The sequence below is a fragment of the Phytomonospora endophytica genome (assembly GCF_014202425.1).
Taxonomy (GTDB): domain Bacteria; phylum Actinomycetota; class Actinomycetes; order Mycobacteriales; family Micromonosporaceae; genus Phytomonospora; species Phytomonospora endophytica.
In genome coordinates this window covers 1-15,742 of record NZ_JACHGT010000029.1, presented here as the reverse complement: position 1 = coordinate 15,742, position 15,742 = coordinate 1, and the positions used below count along the sequence as shown (strand labels likewise).

17 protein-coding genes and 3 pseudogenes are annotated in these 15,742 nt (G+C 66.8%); 11 read left to right on the top strand and 9 right to left on the bottom strand.

Features of this window, described 5'->3' with window-relative positions:
• Positions 1–166 precede the first annotated feature (166 nt).
• Together HNR73_RS38735 and HNR73_RS38730 are read left to right on the top strand one after the other, a co-directional pair.
• Positions 167–310, top strand: coding sequence for a hypothetical protein (locus HNR73_RS38735; protein ID WP_184793075.1), 144 nt, complete (start codon positions 167–169; stop codon positions 308–310).
• 500 nt (positions 311–810) lie between these two features.
• Complete coding sequence (locus HNR73_RS38730) at positions 811–1,164, top strand: hypothetical protein (RefSeq protein ID WP_184793074.1); 354 nt, start codon at positions 811–813, stop codon at positions 1,162–1,164.
• A 430-nt stretch (positions 1,165–1,594) separates the two neighbouring features.
• Here the strand turns inward: HNR73_RS38730 and HNR73_RS38725 are convergent, their stop codons facing one another.
• Entirely contained in the window at positions 1,595–3,217 is a 1,623-nt protein-coding gene (locus HNR73_RS38725) for an FAD-binding oxidoreductase (protein ID WP_184793073.1), read from the bottom strand.
• A gap of 146 nt (positions 3,218–3,363) precedes the next feature.
• Complete coding sequence (locus tag HNR73_RS38720; RefSeq protein WP_184793072.1) at positions 3,364–3,960, bottom strand: TetR/AcrR family transcriptional regulator; 597 nt, start codon at positions 3,958–3,960, stop codon at positions 3,364–3,366.
• A gap of 176 nt (positions 3,961–4,136) precedes the next feature.
• On the opposite strand from HNR73_RS38720, the gene HNR73_RS38715 reads away from it, so the two are divergent.
• The 3 genes from HNR73_RS38715 to HNR73_RS41315 all read left to right on the top strand — a co-directional run bounded on the left by HNR73_RS38715 (position 4,137) and on the right by HNR73_RS41315 (position 5,109).
• Positions 4,137–4,376: a hypothetical protein gene (locus HNR73_RS38715; RefSeq protein ID WP_184793071.1), complete on the top strand. Its 240-nt coding sequence runs from the start codon at positions 4,137–4,139 to the stop codon at positions 4,374–4,376.
• Between the two features lie 17 nt (positions 4,377–4,393).
• Complete coding sequence (locus HNR73_RS38710; RefSeq protein WP_184793070.1) at positions 4,394–4,552, top strand: lantibiotic dehydratase; 159 nt, start codon at positions 4,394–4,396, stop codon at positions 4,550–4,552.
• Positions 4,553–4,788: 236 nt separating this feature from the next.
• Positions 4,789–5,109, top strand: coding sequence for a DUF4192 family protein (locus tag HNR73_RS41315; protein ID WP_184793076.1), 321 nt, complete (start codon positions 4,789–4,791; stop codon positions 5,107–5,109).
• 1,109 nt (positions 5,110–6,218) lie between these two features.
• Here the strand turns inward: HNR73_RS41315 and HNR73_RS38700 are convergent.
• Positions 6,219–6,449 (bottom strand): hypothetical protein, encoded by a 231-nt coding sequence (locus HNR73_RS38700; protein WP_184793069.1) that lies wholly within the window; start codon positions 6,447–6,449, stop codon positions 6,219–6,221.
• A gap of 174 nt (positions 6,450–6,623) precedes the next feature.
• Positions 6,624–7,232 carry a hypothetical protein gene (locus HNR73_RS38695; protein WP_184793068.1) on the bottom strand — a complete coding sequence of 203 codons (609 nt, stop codon included), beginning with the start codon at positions 7,230–7,232 and terminating at the stop codon, positions 6,624–6,626.
• A 492-nt stretch (positions 7,233–7,724) separates the two neighbouring features.
• Between HNR73_RS38695 and HNR73_RS38690 the strand changes: the two genes are divergently transcribed.
• The gene (locus HNR73_RS38690; RefSeq protein WP_184793067.1) at positions 7,725–8,867 is read left to right on the top strand and encodes an alpha/beta hydrolase family protein; all 1,143 of its coding nucleotides are present in this window, start codon (positions 7,725–7,727) and stop codon (positions 8,865–8,867) included.
• Here the strand turns inward: HNR73_RS38690 and HNR73_RS38685 are convergent.
• Positions 8,836–9,252 (bottom strand): annotated as a pseudogene (locus HNR73_RS38685) (NsdA family TPR-like regulatory protein); the annotation flags it as partial. The gene HNR73_RS38690 and the pseudogene HNR73_RS38685 sit on opposite strands and share 32 nt — an antisense overlap.
• Positions 9,253–9,567: 315 nt before the next feature.
• Between HNR73_RS38685 and HNR73_RS38680 the strand changes: the two are divergent.
• Positions 9,568–10,068, top strand: coding sequence for a hypothetical protein (locus HNR73_RS38680; protein WP_184793065.1), 501 nt, complete (start codon positions 9,568–9,570; stop codon positions 10,066–10,068).
• A 21-nt stretch (positions 10,069–10,089) separates the two neighbouring features.
• Positions 10,090–10,323, top strand: coding sequence for a DddA-like double-stranded DNA deaminase toxin (locus tag HNR73_RS38675; RefSeq protein WP_308441977.1), 234 nt, complete (start codon positions 10,090–10,092; stop codon positions 10,321–10,323).
• A gap of 493 nt (positions 10,324–10,816) precedes the next feature.
• Here HNR73_RS38675 and HNR73_RS38670 read toward each other — a convergent pair whose 3' ends face one another.
• The 3 genes from HNR73_RS38670 to HNR73_RS38660 form a co-directional block, all read right to left on the bottom strand.
• Complete coding sequence (locus tag HNR73_RS38670) at positions 10,817–11,779, bottom strand: Dyp-type peroxidase (RefSeq protein WP_184793063.1); 963 nt, start codon at positions 11,777–11,779, stop codon at positions 10,817–10,819.
• Between the two features lie 175 nt (positions 11,780–11,954).
• Complete coding sequence (locus HNR73_RS38665) at positions 11,955–12,371, bottom strand: DUF7919 family protein (RefSeq protein ID WP_184793062.1); 417 nt, start codon at positions 12,369–12,371, stop codon at positions 11,955–11,957.
• Between the two features lie 436 nt (positions 12,372–12,807).
• Positions 12,808–13,236, bottom strand: a complete 429-nt coding sequence (locus HNR73_RS38660; protein ID WP_184793061.1) for a putative adhesin — start codon at positions 13,234–13,236, stop codon at positions 12,808–12,810.
• A gap of 22 nt (positions 13,237–13,258) precedes the next feature.
• On the opposite strand from HNR73_RS38660, the pseudogene HNR73_RS38655 reads away from it, so the two are divergent.
• Positions 13,259–14,049: pseudogene (locus HNR73_RS38655) on the top strand (IS5 family transposase); the annotation flags it as partial.
• Positions 14,050–14,070: 21 nt separating this feature from the next.
• On the opposite strand, the gene HNR73_RS38650 reads toward HNR73_RS38655, so the two are convergent.
• The gene (locus tag HNR73_RS38650; protein WP_184793077.1) at positions 14,071–14,250 is read right to left on the bottom strand and encodes a hypothetical protein; all 180 of its coding nucleotides are present in this window, start codon (positions 14,248–14,250) and stop codon (positions 14,071–14,073) included.
• Between the two features lie 71 nt (positions 14,251–14,321).
• Here HNR73_RS38650 and HNR73_RS41310 point away from each other — a divergent pair.
• Both HNR73_RS41310 and HNR73_RS38640 read left to right on the top strand, forming a co-directional pair.
• Positions 14,322–14,720: pseudogene (locus HNR73_RS41310) on the top strand (DUF4192 family protein); the annotation flags it as partial.
• 40 nt (positions 14,721–14,760) lie between these two features.
• Positions 14,761–15,483 carry a hypothetical protein gene (locus HNR73_RS38640; RefSeq protein WP_184793060.1) on the top strand — a complete coding sequence of 241 codons (723 nt, stop codon included), beginning with the start codon at positions 14,761–14,763 and terminating at the stop codon, positions 15,481–15,483.
• Positions 15,484–15,742 lie beyond the last annotated feature (259 nt).

The window sequence follows — 15,742 nt, the reverse complement described above, 5'->3', positions numbered from 1 at the left end:
ACCGCCTGGCACTGGCGACGCCGACACCAAACCCGCGCACAACGCAGCCACTACCAGCGAAGACACCCACAACATCACAAACCACAGCTGTAGTATTAGAACTCCTAACAGGATCTTGGTCGTTGTCTCAGGTAGATAGTGCGCAGGCGAGGGATACCAGGGTGCCGTGGATGTCGAGGCGTTGTTCCCAGCGGATCGCGGAGCGTTTGAACTGGTGGAGGTGGGAGCTGGTCTGTTCGACGATGCAGCGGGGGTTATCGGCATGATCTGGCGTGCGGTGTTCTGGGCGCGGACGGCGCGGAAGTCGTAGCTTTTGTCGGTCAGGAGAGCCTCGGGCCGGCGCCGTGGTCGACCGGGTCTCCCACGGACGGGTCGGATCCCGTCGACCAGGTTGATCGCCTAGGTCACGTCGGGGATTTTTCTCTTGCCCGCACGTGACCGGCATCGGCCACCGCGCGTCCAGTCGATCCTCCCCGCGGCATTCAGCTCCGCGAGGAGCACCTGCTGCAGGGCGTCGAACACGCCCGCGTCCGACCAGCGCCGACACGTCCGGGCGACGACGGGAAACCGTTCACGATTCCCGTCGTCGAGGGGCGCGTCGAGTCGACGCGATCGTGCGGCGACTGACGGCACGGGTGAGTATGTTGCTATCGACGGAGTATGTCCGGTACGGCATGTCGCCGAGTCGGCTGAACCCATCCGGAAGTAGCGTTGCTTTTCCAGGACCAGGGCGGTCGCCCGCTTGCCTAACCTCGCGTGGGGCCACCTCCCTGTCCGATCCTTCATGCGAGGACCTTCAAGGAGACTGTGATGACTGTCCCTGACGGCTGGAGCGCCAAGCCCATCGCGATCGTGCGGTACCCGAGCGGCAACATCAAGAACATCGTCATCAGCGGGACCGCCCCGAAGGCCGAGGCCGGGAAGTCCTACTGGATCCAGGTTTCCAAACCCCTGGATGGTCGCGCGAAGCAGACGTTGGCCGAGGCCGAGGTCCGCATCGACCATGACGGCTGCTTCGCCGGCCAACAGGGCTGGCCTCTCGGCAAGGAGGCGCCGAACGTGGCCGACTACACCTACGAGATCTACGCGATGGCCGGGCGGCTACAGACCCCGACGGGTCCACCGATCCACATCGGGACCGGAACCACCAACGTTCAACTGTGACGCCGGCCCTGTCAGCGCAGTAGGTCATGTCGTAGGCGGGGTCTTCGGCTCGGAGAAGGGGCAGGCCATGAGCTTCAGTGTCGGGAGCGTAGTGGACATGGAGACTCCTATCAGGGAGCGGTGAGAGGGCCGGGTCCCGGCGGCAGCGTCCATCGGAACCCGGCAGGTCGGCGGTTGGCCGGGCCACGAGGGCTGTTCCAGGACGCGGTCAGCCACAGCACGTCGATCGGTGGGGAGCGGTGGGCGCGGACGTCGGCGTCGCGGAAGAAGCGAGCCGTCGTGTAGCCGGGGTCGCTGCCCAGTGCGCACGCGAAGTCGTACGTGGCCAGAACCGTGTCACCGAGTCGCCAGGCGGCGCACCCGTGACGAGTACGCCGACGGCAACGAGAGACGCCGCGCGGACGCGACGTCCCCGTGGTCGGAATCCGGCTCAGTTCGGGAGCCGTACCGACAGGGTGTGCCGGAAGTGGTTTCGTGGATCCCACGTCCGCTTCACCTGCTGGAGGCGAGCGTAGTTGTCCCCGTAGTAGAGGTCGTGCCAGGAGACGGTGGAGGTGTTCTGCGCCGGGTCTGCCAGATCGGGGTCGGGATAGTTGATGTAGCAGCCACCGTTGCGGGAGTCGTGCGGCGGTACGCCACCGGTCGCGGCGTAGACCTTCCGGTAGAGGTCGCGGACCCATCGCTGATGGGCGGCGTCCTCCTCGGCCGACGCACCGGACGCGGTGAAGATCGCCTTGAGCACCGAGTCGCGTTGCACGACCGCGGTGTCGCCGGGGGCGACGGTGTTGACCTCGCCGCCGGTGGAGACCAGCCACACCGCGCCCTGCGGACCGCCTTCGGGAGCGGCGGACAGCGCCTCCCACAGAACCTGGATCTGCGCGTCGGTGAACCGGTCGCGCAGGTATCCGGTCTTGGCGACGAATCGGGAGCCGAGGATCTCCTCGCTGTCGGCCGCCGAGGTCTGGTTCTCCAGCCACGGCCGGTAGGTCTGCTCAAGGTAATGCGGTGCGCTGGTGCCCGCGGTGAGGGCGGCGACGTATCCGGCCAGGGTCTGCTCGGCATCCGGGCCGACCACCTGGCCTTTCACGATGACCGCGCCGAGCTTGGTCCCGAACAGCAGCAGCGCGCTGTGCAGGTCGGTGCCGGGGGAACCGGGCGCGCTGTTGGCGGCGTGCCATTGGCCGTGCTGGCGCACCAGGCGGGTGAAGGACTCGTGGTCGAGCTGGTCCCATCCCCACAGGAGCTGAAAGTCCAGTACCTGCGCGGGCGGGCGCGGCAGCAGGCGCCGTGGGTCGCCGCCGGTCGCACCGGGTGTCCGCAGCCAGTAGCGGGTGACGACGCCGAAGTTGCCGCCGCCGCCTCCGGTGTGCGCCCACCACAGGTCACGGTTCGGGTCGCGGGGCTCGCGGGTGGCCACGGTGACCCGGACCCTGTTGGAGGCGTCGACGGTGACGACCTCGACGGCGTAGAGGTGGTCGACGCCCAGCCCGTGCAGCCGCGACATCGCTCCGTGTCCACCTCCCATGATGTGCCCGCCCGCCCCGACCTCGGGGCAGCTCCCGAGCGGAACGGTCACCCCCCAACCCAGGAACAGCCGCCGGTACAGCTCACCGAGCTGCACGCCCGGTTCGACCGCGAAGGCCCGCACGGCCGGGTCGAACCACAGGCCGGTCATCCCGGCCAGGTCGATGACGACCTTCGTGTCGGGGTTGTCGACGAGGTCGGCGAAGCAGCCTCCGCCGCTGCGCACCGCGACGCGTTTCCCGGCCCGCACCGCCTGGGCCACGGCGTCGGCGACCTGGCCGGTGGTGGAGGCCAGGTGGACGTAGTCGGGACTGGCGCGGAATCGCCGGTTGGCGCCCCTGGCGACCAGATCGGGGTAACGGGTGTCGCCGGGGCCGACCTTGTCCCCCGGCATCGGCGGCGGGCAGCCGGGGGCCGTGGCCACGGCCGACGGAGGCGTGGCCCGGGCATCGGCGCCGCCGATGGCGATGGCGCCGACGGCTCCGGCGGCCAGTCCGGTCAGAACGGAACGGCGATTGGGCATGCTCATGGAAGGTCCTCCTGGGAAAACAGAAAGAGGGGGATGCCGGGCACGCCGGATCGGCCGGACGTCATGCTCCGGTGATCACAGCAGTGACGGCGGCGTCGACGGCCGGGCACCGTCTCGGTGAGCCACGCGATGCGCGGGCGTCGTCGTTATCGGCCGCTGCCGAACATCCGATCGACGTACGTCCTCAGTGCCGCACGCGAGCGCGCGGCGTCGAAGCTCTCGGTGGTCGCGTGATGCAGGCACAGTCCGTCCACGAAGGCCACCAGTGCCGCGGCCTCGGCTCTGACGTCGAGGCCGGGCGGGAGTTCCCCGGCCCGCTGCGCTCCCTCGAAGGCGACGGTGAGGCCATCGATCAGTTCGGTGACGCTCGCCTGATGAGTGGCGGCCAGCTCCGTATCGGTGAGCGAGGCCTGGACGAAGCTCAGCCAGACGCCCAGCTCCTTCTCCCGGTCGGGCTCCAGCGGGAGGATCTGCTCCATCAGCGCGATGACGACGTTGCGGACCGGGAGCACGATCGGGACCCGGCGTACCCGCTCCTGCGTGCGCCGGCAGACGTGGTCGAAGCCGAAGCGCAGGAGCTCGTCCTTGGAGCGGAAGTAGCGCTGCACCAGCCCCACCGACACACCGGCCGTCGCGGCGACGTCGGTGAGGGTGGTCCGCGCCAGCCCGCGCTCGGCGACCGTGGTCAGCAGTGCTTCGGCGACCTGGATACGTCGTGTCTCGGCATCGGCGTGCTGGGTCATGAAAGAATAGTATCAGCATATTCTTTTATGATCAAGATGAGCGGGCCCGGCCGTGCCGATCACTCACCGCCGGGCAGAAGCTCGACGCCGGAGACACCGTCGCCACCGCGATCGGCAGCGACTCCGGCGTCACGCACGACGGGAAGGTCCACATCCTCCCGCCTAACACGATGGGCGTGCGCGTCTTCGATGACGGCACCGTCGGATACTCCAGCCACAGCACACCGGAACGGCCCAGTAGGCCCGGCCGTCGGAAGCGGGCACGCGAGGGCGCCCCTCAGCGGCATCCCCTGGCCGTCGACGTCAGCTCGAACGCGTCGATCGAGCTGCCCGGCTCGGTGGCGCGCGAGGGCGCCGATGCCGCGGCGGTTCTGGCGCGGGTCAACAGCACCCCGTATAGCAGCGTGCCGTCCTAGACGGCGCCACAGAGATCGTGATCGACGAGGCGACCATCGAGGACCTGACGTTGGGACCACAGCCGGCGCGGGTCCCACCGCACCTGGAACTCGGGCTGCGCGTCCACAGTGACAGCCTCGCCGGCATCGACCACGGGGACTTCCGCATCGAGGTTGTCCTACCGCGAGATCGGTGACCGTCACAGAGAAGGCCAGGCGCTGAATAACCTCGGCCTCGCGCTGGCCGCCGGCAAACCGCCCGCGAAGCAGCGGCCTTGCTCAGTCCGGAACAGCAGCCGGCCAGAGCTTCAATCGGCGGTTGTGACCGGCGGCGTGCGCTTCCGCCGCCCTTTGAGGCTGAGTCGCGCCCCGGCCCGGCACAGCACGCCCGCGGCGTGCTTGTGCAGGTTCGAACCTTTAGGGCGCGTCCGCCATCGACGACCGGCTCCCCGACCCAGCAGAGACCGCCGTACCGCTCCTCGCCTTGGCCGACCACCGTTTCGCCGTCGAAGCGACCGCGCCTGTCGCTCCGGCAGAGCTCACCGCCCGGATCCCGCTGCTGACTCATCTCCTGCGCCACGCCACTGGCCCACACCGCGCGATCCCCGCGGCCCTGCTCGCCGACCATGTGCTCCGGACCGGGAACACAGGCCTCGCCCGACTCTCACTCGACCACGCCAAGCACGCCGCACCGAACGACCCGCTCATCGCTGTAGTCGCGCGCCGGCTTGCCTCCACCGGGAGCACATCATGAGCCCTGAACAGCTCCAGGTTCTCCTGGGCGCCGCCAGAACGTTCGCCGCCCGCCACACGGGCGCCGCACCCGAAATCACCTACACGCACTGGAACGCTGCGGCGCGACTGCGGTCGACCGGCCGTCGCGCTCTGGTCCGTACAGGCGACGACCACGACCTCCCCGGCGGCGGCGAAGCTGTCCTGATCGCCGTTGCCCGCCACACCCTCACCCGACAGGACACCGCCATGCCACCCGAACCCAGATCACTGGCCGACACCAGCGACGACACCCTCACCGCCCTGATCACCGCCCTGGCGTCCTACCTCGACCACCGCACCACCGCACGCCTCCACCACACCCGGGGCCTGCGCACCTGGTCTGCCGAACAACAAGCCGACGCCGATCGGTCTCTCACTGAGGCCACCCGGCTCCTGGCCACCAGCACCAGCAGCGACGCGGTACTAAAGGCCGCCGCTGGGAGCACATCTCCACCGCCATGGTCTCCAGGAGCGGTTGCGGCGCATCGCCAAGCTGCTGCCCGGCTTCGCGCTCGGGCAGCACGACCACAGCACCGTCCTGTGTGGAGAGTTCACGAAGACGATCGTCATCGGACTCACCCAGGACAGGAAACGCCTAGCTTTTCACGGAATCCATCCCGCTCCGAAGCCGCGACCCAGCTGGTGGAACAGCAGCGCAGATGAGACCATCACCGTCACGACGGCAAAACCGGACCACGTCATCGCTGCCGACATGAACACCACCGGGCCGCACGCGATCAGCTCCTCGACACCCTCCTCGCCCGGCTACCCGGATCATGGCGGCTCGAACCCGGGCCGGTCCACCATGCCTTCGTGCGAGCCAGTCGCTGGGACCACCCACTCGTCTCCAACATCGAGATCCGCCTCGGCCGCCACAGCACGAGCAGCCAGTGATCAGCCTCGAACCTTGCTCGTGACGTCACCGCCGACGGGGTCCACGAAGGCTTCGGGGAAGGCACCTCGCCACTCCGGAAAATGGTGTGGCCACCGCACGCCACATCGTCCAAGCACCTAGTCGCGGGGGCTGAGTTCAAGCCAGGAGTGCACCGGGACCGCGGCCCGCTCGCGGTCGGCGAGTATCCGTGCGATCTACTCGGTGTCGCAGATCTGTCCGTGCCAACCGCGGATCTGCGTGTGCTCGACGTACCAGTCGCGCCCGATGCGGCCAACGGTGACCGGTGTGCGCCGCACCGACCGTCCGCCACGCGCACACCGGCCGCCGCGCGCCGGGTCCGGCGCCGGCATCTCCCAAGTCACCATCGCGACATCTTCGCACAGTTGTTCGATCAGCACAGGGTCGGCCTGGCCCGGCAACGGCACTACACGCTCCGCCTCGCGCCCGCGGGTGCCCAACCCTGTCGAATGTCGCGACGGCCTGCGTTTCTGGTCAATCGGCGAAGGGCGAGGCGAGACCCGCTGGAGCGGGTCTCGCCTCAGCCGGTCAGAGCCGTCACTCCGCCGTCGACACGGCTTCACCGCAAGGCCGCGGAACCATCAGCATCGGGTCTGGGTCAGTGGCCCAAGGAGGAAGGTTCCGGAGATCCACCCGACCTGGAGACTGTTGGTGTAATTGAGCACCAGGTGCCAGTAGTTGCCCCACGGCGTACTGAGCGGCACGTAGCACAGGTCCTTCAGATGGTGTGCCGGCTGGGCAGTGCCCTGGTTGCAGTTGCTCGCCGGGCACTGGAACAGCGAAGCGTTGTTGATCGTCACCTGCGTGTTCCGTGGCATGCCTTCGCAGTTGTCGCCACTCAGGGTCCCGCGAAGGAATGTCGACGAAATCCAGCCGACCTGGTTGCTATTCGAGTGGTTGAGCACCAGGTTCCAGAGGCCGCCCCACTGCGGAGGGCTGACGGGAACGTGGCAGATGTCGGCGACGTCGTCGGCTGGCTGGGCGGTGCCCTGGTTGCAGTTCGTCGCCGGGCACTGGAACAGCGAAGCGTTGTTGATCGTCACGTGTACGCCCACGCCGATCCCGTTGACCCCCACGTCGCCCGGGTCTGCCGCCGCGTTCGACGGCGCGATGAATCCGACCGCCCCGGCGACGAACATCGCGACGACCGCGATGTTCGTCGCCGCCCTTCTCCTCAAAGTGCTGAACATGCGTTTCTCCTTCGCACATCGCGGAACTTCCGGTGTTCTGGAACACCGATCCTCGTCAGGCCGGCGGGTCACCGACAGTGCCTCCCTTGCCACAATTCGATGGATTCACGCCACACAATGGTCATGTCGCTCTCGACACCGGGTGTCAGTCTCGTTCGGCACCGGCACCGGCCCCGGCACCGACGGGGCGAGTCTGATGTCCGATGGACCTATGGCCCCGGGGCGCGCGACGCTGGCTGGAACCTGCATCTCCTCACCCTTGCCGGGTCCCTGGGCGACGGCCAGGTTCTCGGCCACGAGAGGTCGGGCATCGACGGCGAGGATCGCGACACTTGGAGAGCTCACCGAGTGGCCCGCCGATGCGATGCCGTGGGATCACGCTGAGATCTGGACCGCGGTCTTCGACGATCCCGAGTCCGCTCGCCTCATTGCCGGCGGCGAGAGGAGTCGGCGACGCAGCCCACGTGGGGACCGGACGGCAGCCTCTACTTCATGTCCGACCGATCCGGCTGGTGGAACCTCTATCGAGCCTCCGGAACGCGTATCGAGCCGGTGGCTCCCATGGAGGCCGAGTGCACCGATGCGCTCTGGGAGCTGGGCTATCGCAGCACCGCATTCCTGCGCCACGGCCGAGTCGCGATGATCGCCCAGCGCGGGCCGGATCAGCGCCTCGTAGTCGTCGGCAGTGACGGCGGGCAACTAAGGTTGGGTCTGCCGTACACGTCCTTCAAGCCGTATCTCGCAGAGCTCGGCGGCAAGGTCGCCACGATCACCGCCTCCGGCGATCAGCAGCAACAGGTCGTGTTGCTCGATCCCAACGGGCGGCAGGCACCTCAGGTCGTCCGCGGTGACTCGACGTCCGTGCCCGCTGTCTCATTGCCCGAAGTCGTCACCGCGCACACCTCCGACGGACCGATCACGGTCCTGCTGTACCGACCACAGACCTTCCATTCTTCAGGGAAGCGCCCGTTGATCATCCGCGCACATCCGGGCCCGACGCATCACTCGGAGCTGCGCCTCGAAGCCGACGTCCAGTACTTCACCGCCAGAGGTTTCGCGGTCGCAGATGTCGACTACCGAGGCAGCACGGGCTACGGACGAGAGTTCCGGAGCGTCCTTAATAGACGGTGGGGCGTTCTTGACGTTGACGACTGCATCGCCGCCGCGGAGACGCTCGTTAAGACGGATGTCGTCGACGCCGACGCGGTCGTCATCAGCGGGTCGAGCGACGGCGGATACACCGCCCTGAAGGCAGTGTCGCGCCCGGACACGCCGTTCGCGTTGGCCGTGGCGCGCTCAGCCATCGTCGACCCGGATACGTGGACGCGGACCGCGCCTCGGTTCCAGCGTGCTCACGCCGCGACACTCACGCACGGTTCCGCCGGCGTGGACCAGGACGCGATCTGTCGGCCAGTACTCCTGATCCACGGGCTGACTGATCACGTTGCTCCTTCCGAGGACACCGAGGTTCTGGCCGCCGCGCTCCAGAAGCGCAAGCTCCTGACCGGTTATCTCGCTCTGCCGGATGCGGGCCACTACGTTTCCGGCGCCGAAGTCCGGCGGGCCGCACTCGAGGCGGAACTCAACGCCTACGAGTTGCAGCTCACGTCGTCAGCGCCAGGCTCTCGAACGTGACGTGGGCGAAGTCCCGCAGATCCCGGACGAGGCGTGTATCGCTGTAGGGGTGGAACTCAGCGAACATAATCGCGATCCTGTGCTGGCTTCGGAACGAGACCGTACGCGCCGCGTGGACGACGGCTTGCCGAGCGAGGTGGCAGCCTTCGTCGAGGTGTGCCGAGCGGGCGAGCGCGGCCGCGGCGAGCGCGTTCTCCATCGCGAGGTGGCGCACACGGGACGGTTTGAGCAGCGCGATCGAGTCCACCGCTTGCCGGTGGGCCTGTTCCAGGCGCCCCAGGTCGAAGAAAGCGTGCGCCATTTCCTCGGCCAGGTCGGCTGGACCGAAGTAGGTGATCCAGGACGGTTCGAGCGCAGGGTTGCTCCGCCCGAGTTCTGCCTCGACCTGCCGAAGCTCCGATGGACGCGGCGCCCGAGTTCATAGGTCGACCATCCTTGTTCCGTTCGCAGGCGACGCAACTCAGCCCCGAAGAAGTGCAACGGGGATGCCGCTGGGGAGAGCGCTTTTAGGTATCTGGCCCCTCATCGGTGACACTCCTGGCTGTTGGACACCTTCACCGTCATTTTGCCCCGCCTACCGCTTGGACTGCGGGGATGAGCAAGTCCAATGCGGACGGCACGTTGGTCCGCATTGGATAGTTGGGCGTGACGGCAGTCGAAGGCGTGCACCTGTGTCCGCAAGCGTCGGTAGGGTGGCGCGTTGGCGAGCAAGTTCGAGCACGCGGTGGAGGACATGCGCGCGGGTTTGGCGACTGCCGCTGAAGGCGGGCGGTTGATGCACGAGGCCGCGGAGAAGTACGCCGATGCCGAACACCTGCTCGCCGAGGCCGGCGCCGGGTCCGGGTCCGGTAACGAGAAGATCGTCGCCTCCACTCGACATCTCACCGCCGTTCAGGAGGCACTAGGCCGGGCGTATGAGCACCTGGAGGCCGGACGTGAGGTGCTCGGTGAGTATCTGTCCCTGATCGGGGCAGATGGGGTCCTCGGTCATGGCACCGGCACCTCCGCTGCTGCGTCAGCTGACGCCCGCCGGGAGCAGGTGAGGTTGGAGGATTTCTCCCCCAAGCGTCCTCATGGTGGGGCGGTCGCCGCGATCCGTGACCTGGGCTGGCACACGAATGAGGCCGGGAAGGTGTCTGCGCGCGGGAACCTCTACGGCGCTGATGGAACCCAGCTGAACGAGAAGGCATTGAAGGCGTAGCGCAAGGGCGAGGCTCCGCCCCTGCCGGAACTGCGGGAGCCGTGGTCGTCCGATCCGGACATGACCACCACGTGGCATGCCGAGCGAGACGCCGCGAAAGTGATGCGCGACCGGGGCTTGAGCGAGGGCGCGCTGTACTTGAACATCCCCACGTGCGGGAAAGAGTTCGGGCACCCGAAGCGCTGTCACGCCAACATCGAGAAGATCATGCCCAGGGATGGTGACCCGCTGGGCCTCGTAGTCAGTCATTCTTGATCGCCTCTCCGGTTTCTACATAGCGCCTGCGCGTCAGGCCTCCATCCTTGTTGACGCTCCACACCACTAGTACCGCGATCCCGACCTAGAGGCCGCCCTCCTCGGCCGGGTCGACGAGCTGAGCAGTCAGGCCCTCGCCGAGTACGCCCACAGCCTCGGCCTGTACCCGCCCGGCTACACCGACGGCAAAAACCCACCGGTCTCACTCGCCTGGCCGCCCGGAGCCGACTACGACCAGCCAGGCATCCTCATCTGGGACCTCGGCGACGGCGACGAAGACCAAGCCGACGAGGAGAACGACCTCAACGGCAACAGCACCCGATAGGCATTGCGGCGAGGCTCGGGCGACTGGACCCCACCAGCTGCGGCTACCGCACCATCACCGAACAAGACAGCGGATGGCCCTGAGCACTGCGGTCATAGCCCCGAACTCTCCTGTCACACCCCGACGCCGCCCGCACAGCGGTGCTGTGCGCTCTTCAAGTCTCAAGTCTCAAGTCCCGAACACCGGACCCGCACCGATCCGTGGAAGCGTGAAGAAGTACCCGCCACCGAAGGTGAGTACGTATTTCTCCAATGCCTCTCCTGCGAGCCGCTGCTGGGCGCTGACGAAACCGCGTTCGGGATCGCGCTGGAAACAGGTGAATACGAGCCCTTGATCGGGATGCCCCGCAGCGTCGGTCCCCTGGTCGTAGGAATGGCTTCGCCGGAGGATGGTGTTCTCCTCGGTCGGTGCGTGGGCTCGTCTGATGTGGGCGGTCAGCGGGATCCGGGCGCCGGCGGGATCTTCGGCGAGACCCGGATCTGCGATCTCGCTATCACGGCCGAGGGGCGCGCCCGACTGCTTGTGCCGTCCGAAGACCGCCTCCTGGGCGGCGACAGAGTCACCGTCCCAGAGCTCCATGGCGAAGCGGATCAGCCGCACGACCTGATAGGTCCCGCCGACCGTCCACGACGGCTCGTCGCCGTCCGCACGAACCCAGACGACCCGGTCCATCAGCGCGGTGTCGGTGGTCGCGGGGTTGCCCATCCCCTCCTTGAATCCGAAGAGGTTGCGGGACACCGGCTTGCCGCTCGCGGTCGTGGTGGGCTCCTTGCGGAAGCTCTCGATCGACCACTTCGCCTCCAGTCCCGGAAGGACCACCAAGGCGGCCATGGCCGACGTGGCGGCTGCGTCGGTGTCGGCGCCCACCTGGACGAGCACGTCGCCGTGGCACCACGATTCGTCGAGGACGTCACCGGCGAACCCCGCCATAGACGACAGTCGCCGTGGACGCTGCGCCGCGAGTCCGAAACGTTCGTCGAACAACGTGCCGCCGACCGAGACGGTCAGTTCCGCCTCCGCGGCCGGCACCGTCGCGGCGATCGCGGCGAGCAGCGATTCGAGCCCGTCTCGGTCTTTCGCGGTCACGGTGAAGGCCGCATGCACGGTGAAGAGCCGGGGCGCGTTCACCACCCCCGCAGGGTGCGCGTCTGGCGCTTCCGGTGCGGCGCCCTCCCCGGGTGGCGCGGAGCAACCGGAAAGTCCGGCCGCGAGGACTCCCATGCCGACGACCACCGTGCGTCTGTTCACGGGCGCCGACCTCCTTTCTGGCGATGATGGACGGGAGGGCCCCGAAGGGCCTCCCGTTTCAGGCGAGTCGTGCCGCGTGGCGCAGGGCGGCCGCGGTGAACTCGTCGGGCGGGCGGTAGTAGTGCTCGCTGATGTAGTGGATGACCATGGTGGGCGCGGCGAATCGCATGCCGTTGCCGACCACGTGGATCTCGCCGTTGCCGAGCATCGTGCTGCCAGTGGGGTCGTGCGGGTTGGAGAGCACCGGGACCACCGGCTTCGGGCAGAACTCGCAGGCGTGTACGCCCCGCATCAGATGCTGGACGTCGACGACCAGCACGCACAACGCCTCGACCAGCGCCGGATCGGCGTCGGCCATCGGATGGTCGTGCGCCGGATCGAGCCAGCCGACGTTGAGCATCGGCTTGCGGCTTCGCGGATCACGCTGCTCGGGTTCGAGGTAGTCATAGACCGTCAGATCCTCGAAGTGGGTCATAAACGGGCTTCCTTCCACTCGATCGTGGGCGCCTCATCGCCTTCCTCCTGCTGGCAGACTTCGTCTCATGGAGTGTCTGGTATGCGGTTCTGACAATCGGCCACGGAGGCCGCGCTTCCAGGGCGAGCGCCCGGAGTTTCAGTGCGTCCATTGCCTCGCTCTGAACTTTCAGGCTGAGGACGGCTCCTGGGCGCACCAGCCGTATCGGTCACCAAGTGACCGCTGGCCCGCCGGGAGCCGCAGGAGAGGCAACGCCGAAGAGCGTCGTCGTGAACACGCCGTCGCCGACGAGGCGACCCTCTGCGGACTCCCGGAGGCCGCGATCACCCTCTACCGACATCTGTGGTCGGCGACGGCCGCAGCCTCCTGCGCCGACTGCGTAGCGTCGGCGCAGGAGGTGGACGGACGGTGGCCGACCGACCTCCGGTGAAGCCCGTCAGCCCATGTCGTAACTCCGGCATGCGGCCCAGTGACAGGTGCCCATCCCGGGCTTGAGCAGGTCGCTGAGACGGGTGGAGTCGGAGACCGTCTGTGAACCAGACATGATCTTCAGCCTGTCCGGGGTCTTGAGGACATAGTCCGGGATCCTGTCGCCTGGACCGTAGACCTCGATCGGGGACCGCCAGCTTCCGCGTTCGACCTTGAGCCCCTTGGACTGGCTGAGCCCTTTCCCGTGCGGCCCGTAGAACTTGATCGTCGTCCCCTGCGGCACCGTGAAGTAGCCGTCGCCTCGGTAGACACCATGGCCGGCGAAGACGGTCTGCCCGTCCTTGCGGCCTCCCGGGATGACCTGTTTGGCATACTCGTGTCCGTTGCCGGCCGTGCCTCGCGACGGGGCGGGCTTAGGGCGTGTCCTGTAGATCATGTGGTGTGTTCACAATGGTCTGATGGTGCGTCGTGGTGAGTTGAGGCGATGCTGCGTGGTTGGTGATTGAGCCTTTGTTGCCGTCTCAGGCGGTGCGTGGGGGCAGGTGGCGTGATCATCGGTTGGTGATCAACGGGATTTGTGGAAGCTGAGAACAGGGGCTCCGTGGCGTGATCTGCCTGAACGGTTCGGGCCGTGGAAGACCTGTCATGAGCGTCTTCGCCGGTGGACTGCGGATGGGACGTGGGAGAAGATCCTCGCGAGCGTGATCGTTCATGACGATGGGCAGCCCGTGGAATGGGTGATCAGCGTCGACTCCAGCGTGGTGCGGGTGCACCAGCATGCGGCCGGGGCGCGTAAGAAGGGGGATCTGAGGGGTCGTCGCCGCCCGCGCTAGCCGGTGAGGCGATCGGCCGGTCGCGTGGCGGGTTGTCCACGAGGATCCATCTTGCCGCCGACGGTCGAGGCAGGCCGCTGTCGATCCTGCTCACTCCAGGTCAGGCCGGGGACAATCCGATGCTGTTCCCGCTCCTGGAGGCGATCGCGGTCCCGACGGGGAAACCCGGATGGCCGCGCCGGCGCGAGATCCGCCATGTGATCCCTGAACGCGCCGACACGATCAACCGACGCGCTGCGAAAGGCTCACGCGGTGGGCGGCCACCGGTCTTCGACCCCGACGCCTACAAGCAGCGCAACGTCGTCGAACGCTGCTTCAACCGGTTGAAACAATGGCGCGACCTGGCCACTCGCTACGCCAAACGAGCATCCATCTACCAGGCCAGCCTGACCATCGCCGCCATCATGATCTGGCTCCCATCATCCGCAGGACACGGCCTAGCCGGGAGTGCTCCAGAGCTGGAGGCGGGGGGCGTCGGCGGTTCCGGTGACGGTGCCTTGGTGGTAGCCGATCGCGGCGGAGTCATCGAGGACGGTGATGTCGCCGGTGGCCAGTTCCACCACCCAGGTGCGCGGCTGGGCGAGTTCGGGGCGGTCTGGGACGGCGGTGATGACCAAGTGCCCGGTGTCTGCGTAGGAGCGGCCGTGCTGGCCGCCCGCGCCGATGTTGACGTCGACGTCGAGAGGACGGTCACCACCGCGACCGACTCACCGACCTTCAGCGTTGGGCACGACAAATCCTCGCCGCCGATGACCGGCTGCCGGCCCCTGACGCCACCGCGGTCCTATCGCTCGTCCTGGCCGACCACGGCTTCGCCGTCGAAGCCACCGCACCGACCGCGGCCGGTGAGCTCACCGGCCGCGTTCCCCTCCTGACCCACCTGCTCAGGCATTCGACTGGAAGACGTCGCGCGACCCCGGCCGCGCTGCTCGCCGACCACGCGTTCCGCGCCGGGAACGGCGGTCTGGCACGTCTCGCCCTCGACAACGCTCACAGGGCCGATCCACACGACCCGCTCGTCGCCGCGGTCGCGCGCCGCCTCGCCTCCACCGGGAACACCCGTTCGACATTGCGGGTGTTCAGGTAGACATCGACCAACAGTCGACAGTGGACGTTAATATCAATCCATGAACACAAGGAATCCCGTACCGCCAGTGGAGGATCCAAACTATCGAGTTGCCCGTACTGGTTTGCGGTGGACCATTGGTGGCGTGATTCTATCAGCGCTCATCGGAGTAGGGGCGTGGCAATTACCAAAGAATCCTCAGTCGGAATCAACAATCAACCCGCCACTCATGTACGCTTCGCCCGACTCGGAAAGCAGCTCGGAGGAGCCACAAGCTATATGGAGGGAGGAATACACGACAACGCATCCACTTGAACTTCAGGAATGTAGCACCACGCAGACAGATCCCTATTACACAACGCTTGGCTACGGAAAGATCGACTTTGACAGCGAAGAACCTTCGGAGGGCTTTGAATACGAGCTCCAATACGACGAGGAGGGAGAGGTCTCCGACAGCGTGACTTGGGATGCCCGATGGTCTCCATGCATGGAAGGTACCCTTCTGTTCACAACCATGGATGGCCGGATAGCTGTTCGCGCCCTCCAGGAGGATGCGGAGACTCCCGAGGACTGCACGGAACGACTGAAGGAGGCGCACCCGGAGGGCGGAGTCTCACTTCAGCCGGTCCTGGAAAAGGAGCCCAGCATCATCTGCATGATCACGGACAATTACGCAGACTCTGAGAATGAGCGGTTGGTCCGGATACATTTCGAATCATACATCAGTAGCACCGGGGAACACTTGGATATGACAGTCACGTCATGGGTGCGCACCAGGAAATGAAGCCAGTCGACGGGTGACTAATTGATGCATTCTCACCGACCGTTAATGCACCGAGATCTCCGGCCATCACTGGATCAAACTTGTCTCTTGCGCCTACCGTGCTCAGCTGGGCGGAGGAACGCTTATCGATGGGCGCTAAGAGTTCCTAAGAGCTTCTAACAGGGTCTTGGTAGTCGTCTCAGGCAGATGAGTGCGCAGGCCAGGGATACCAGGGCGTCGTGGATGTCGAGGCGGCGTTCCCAGCGGATGGCGAGGCGTT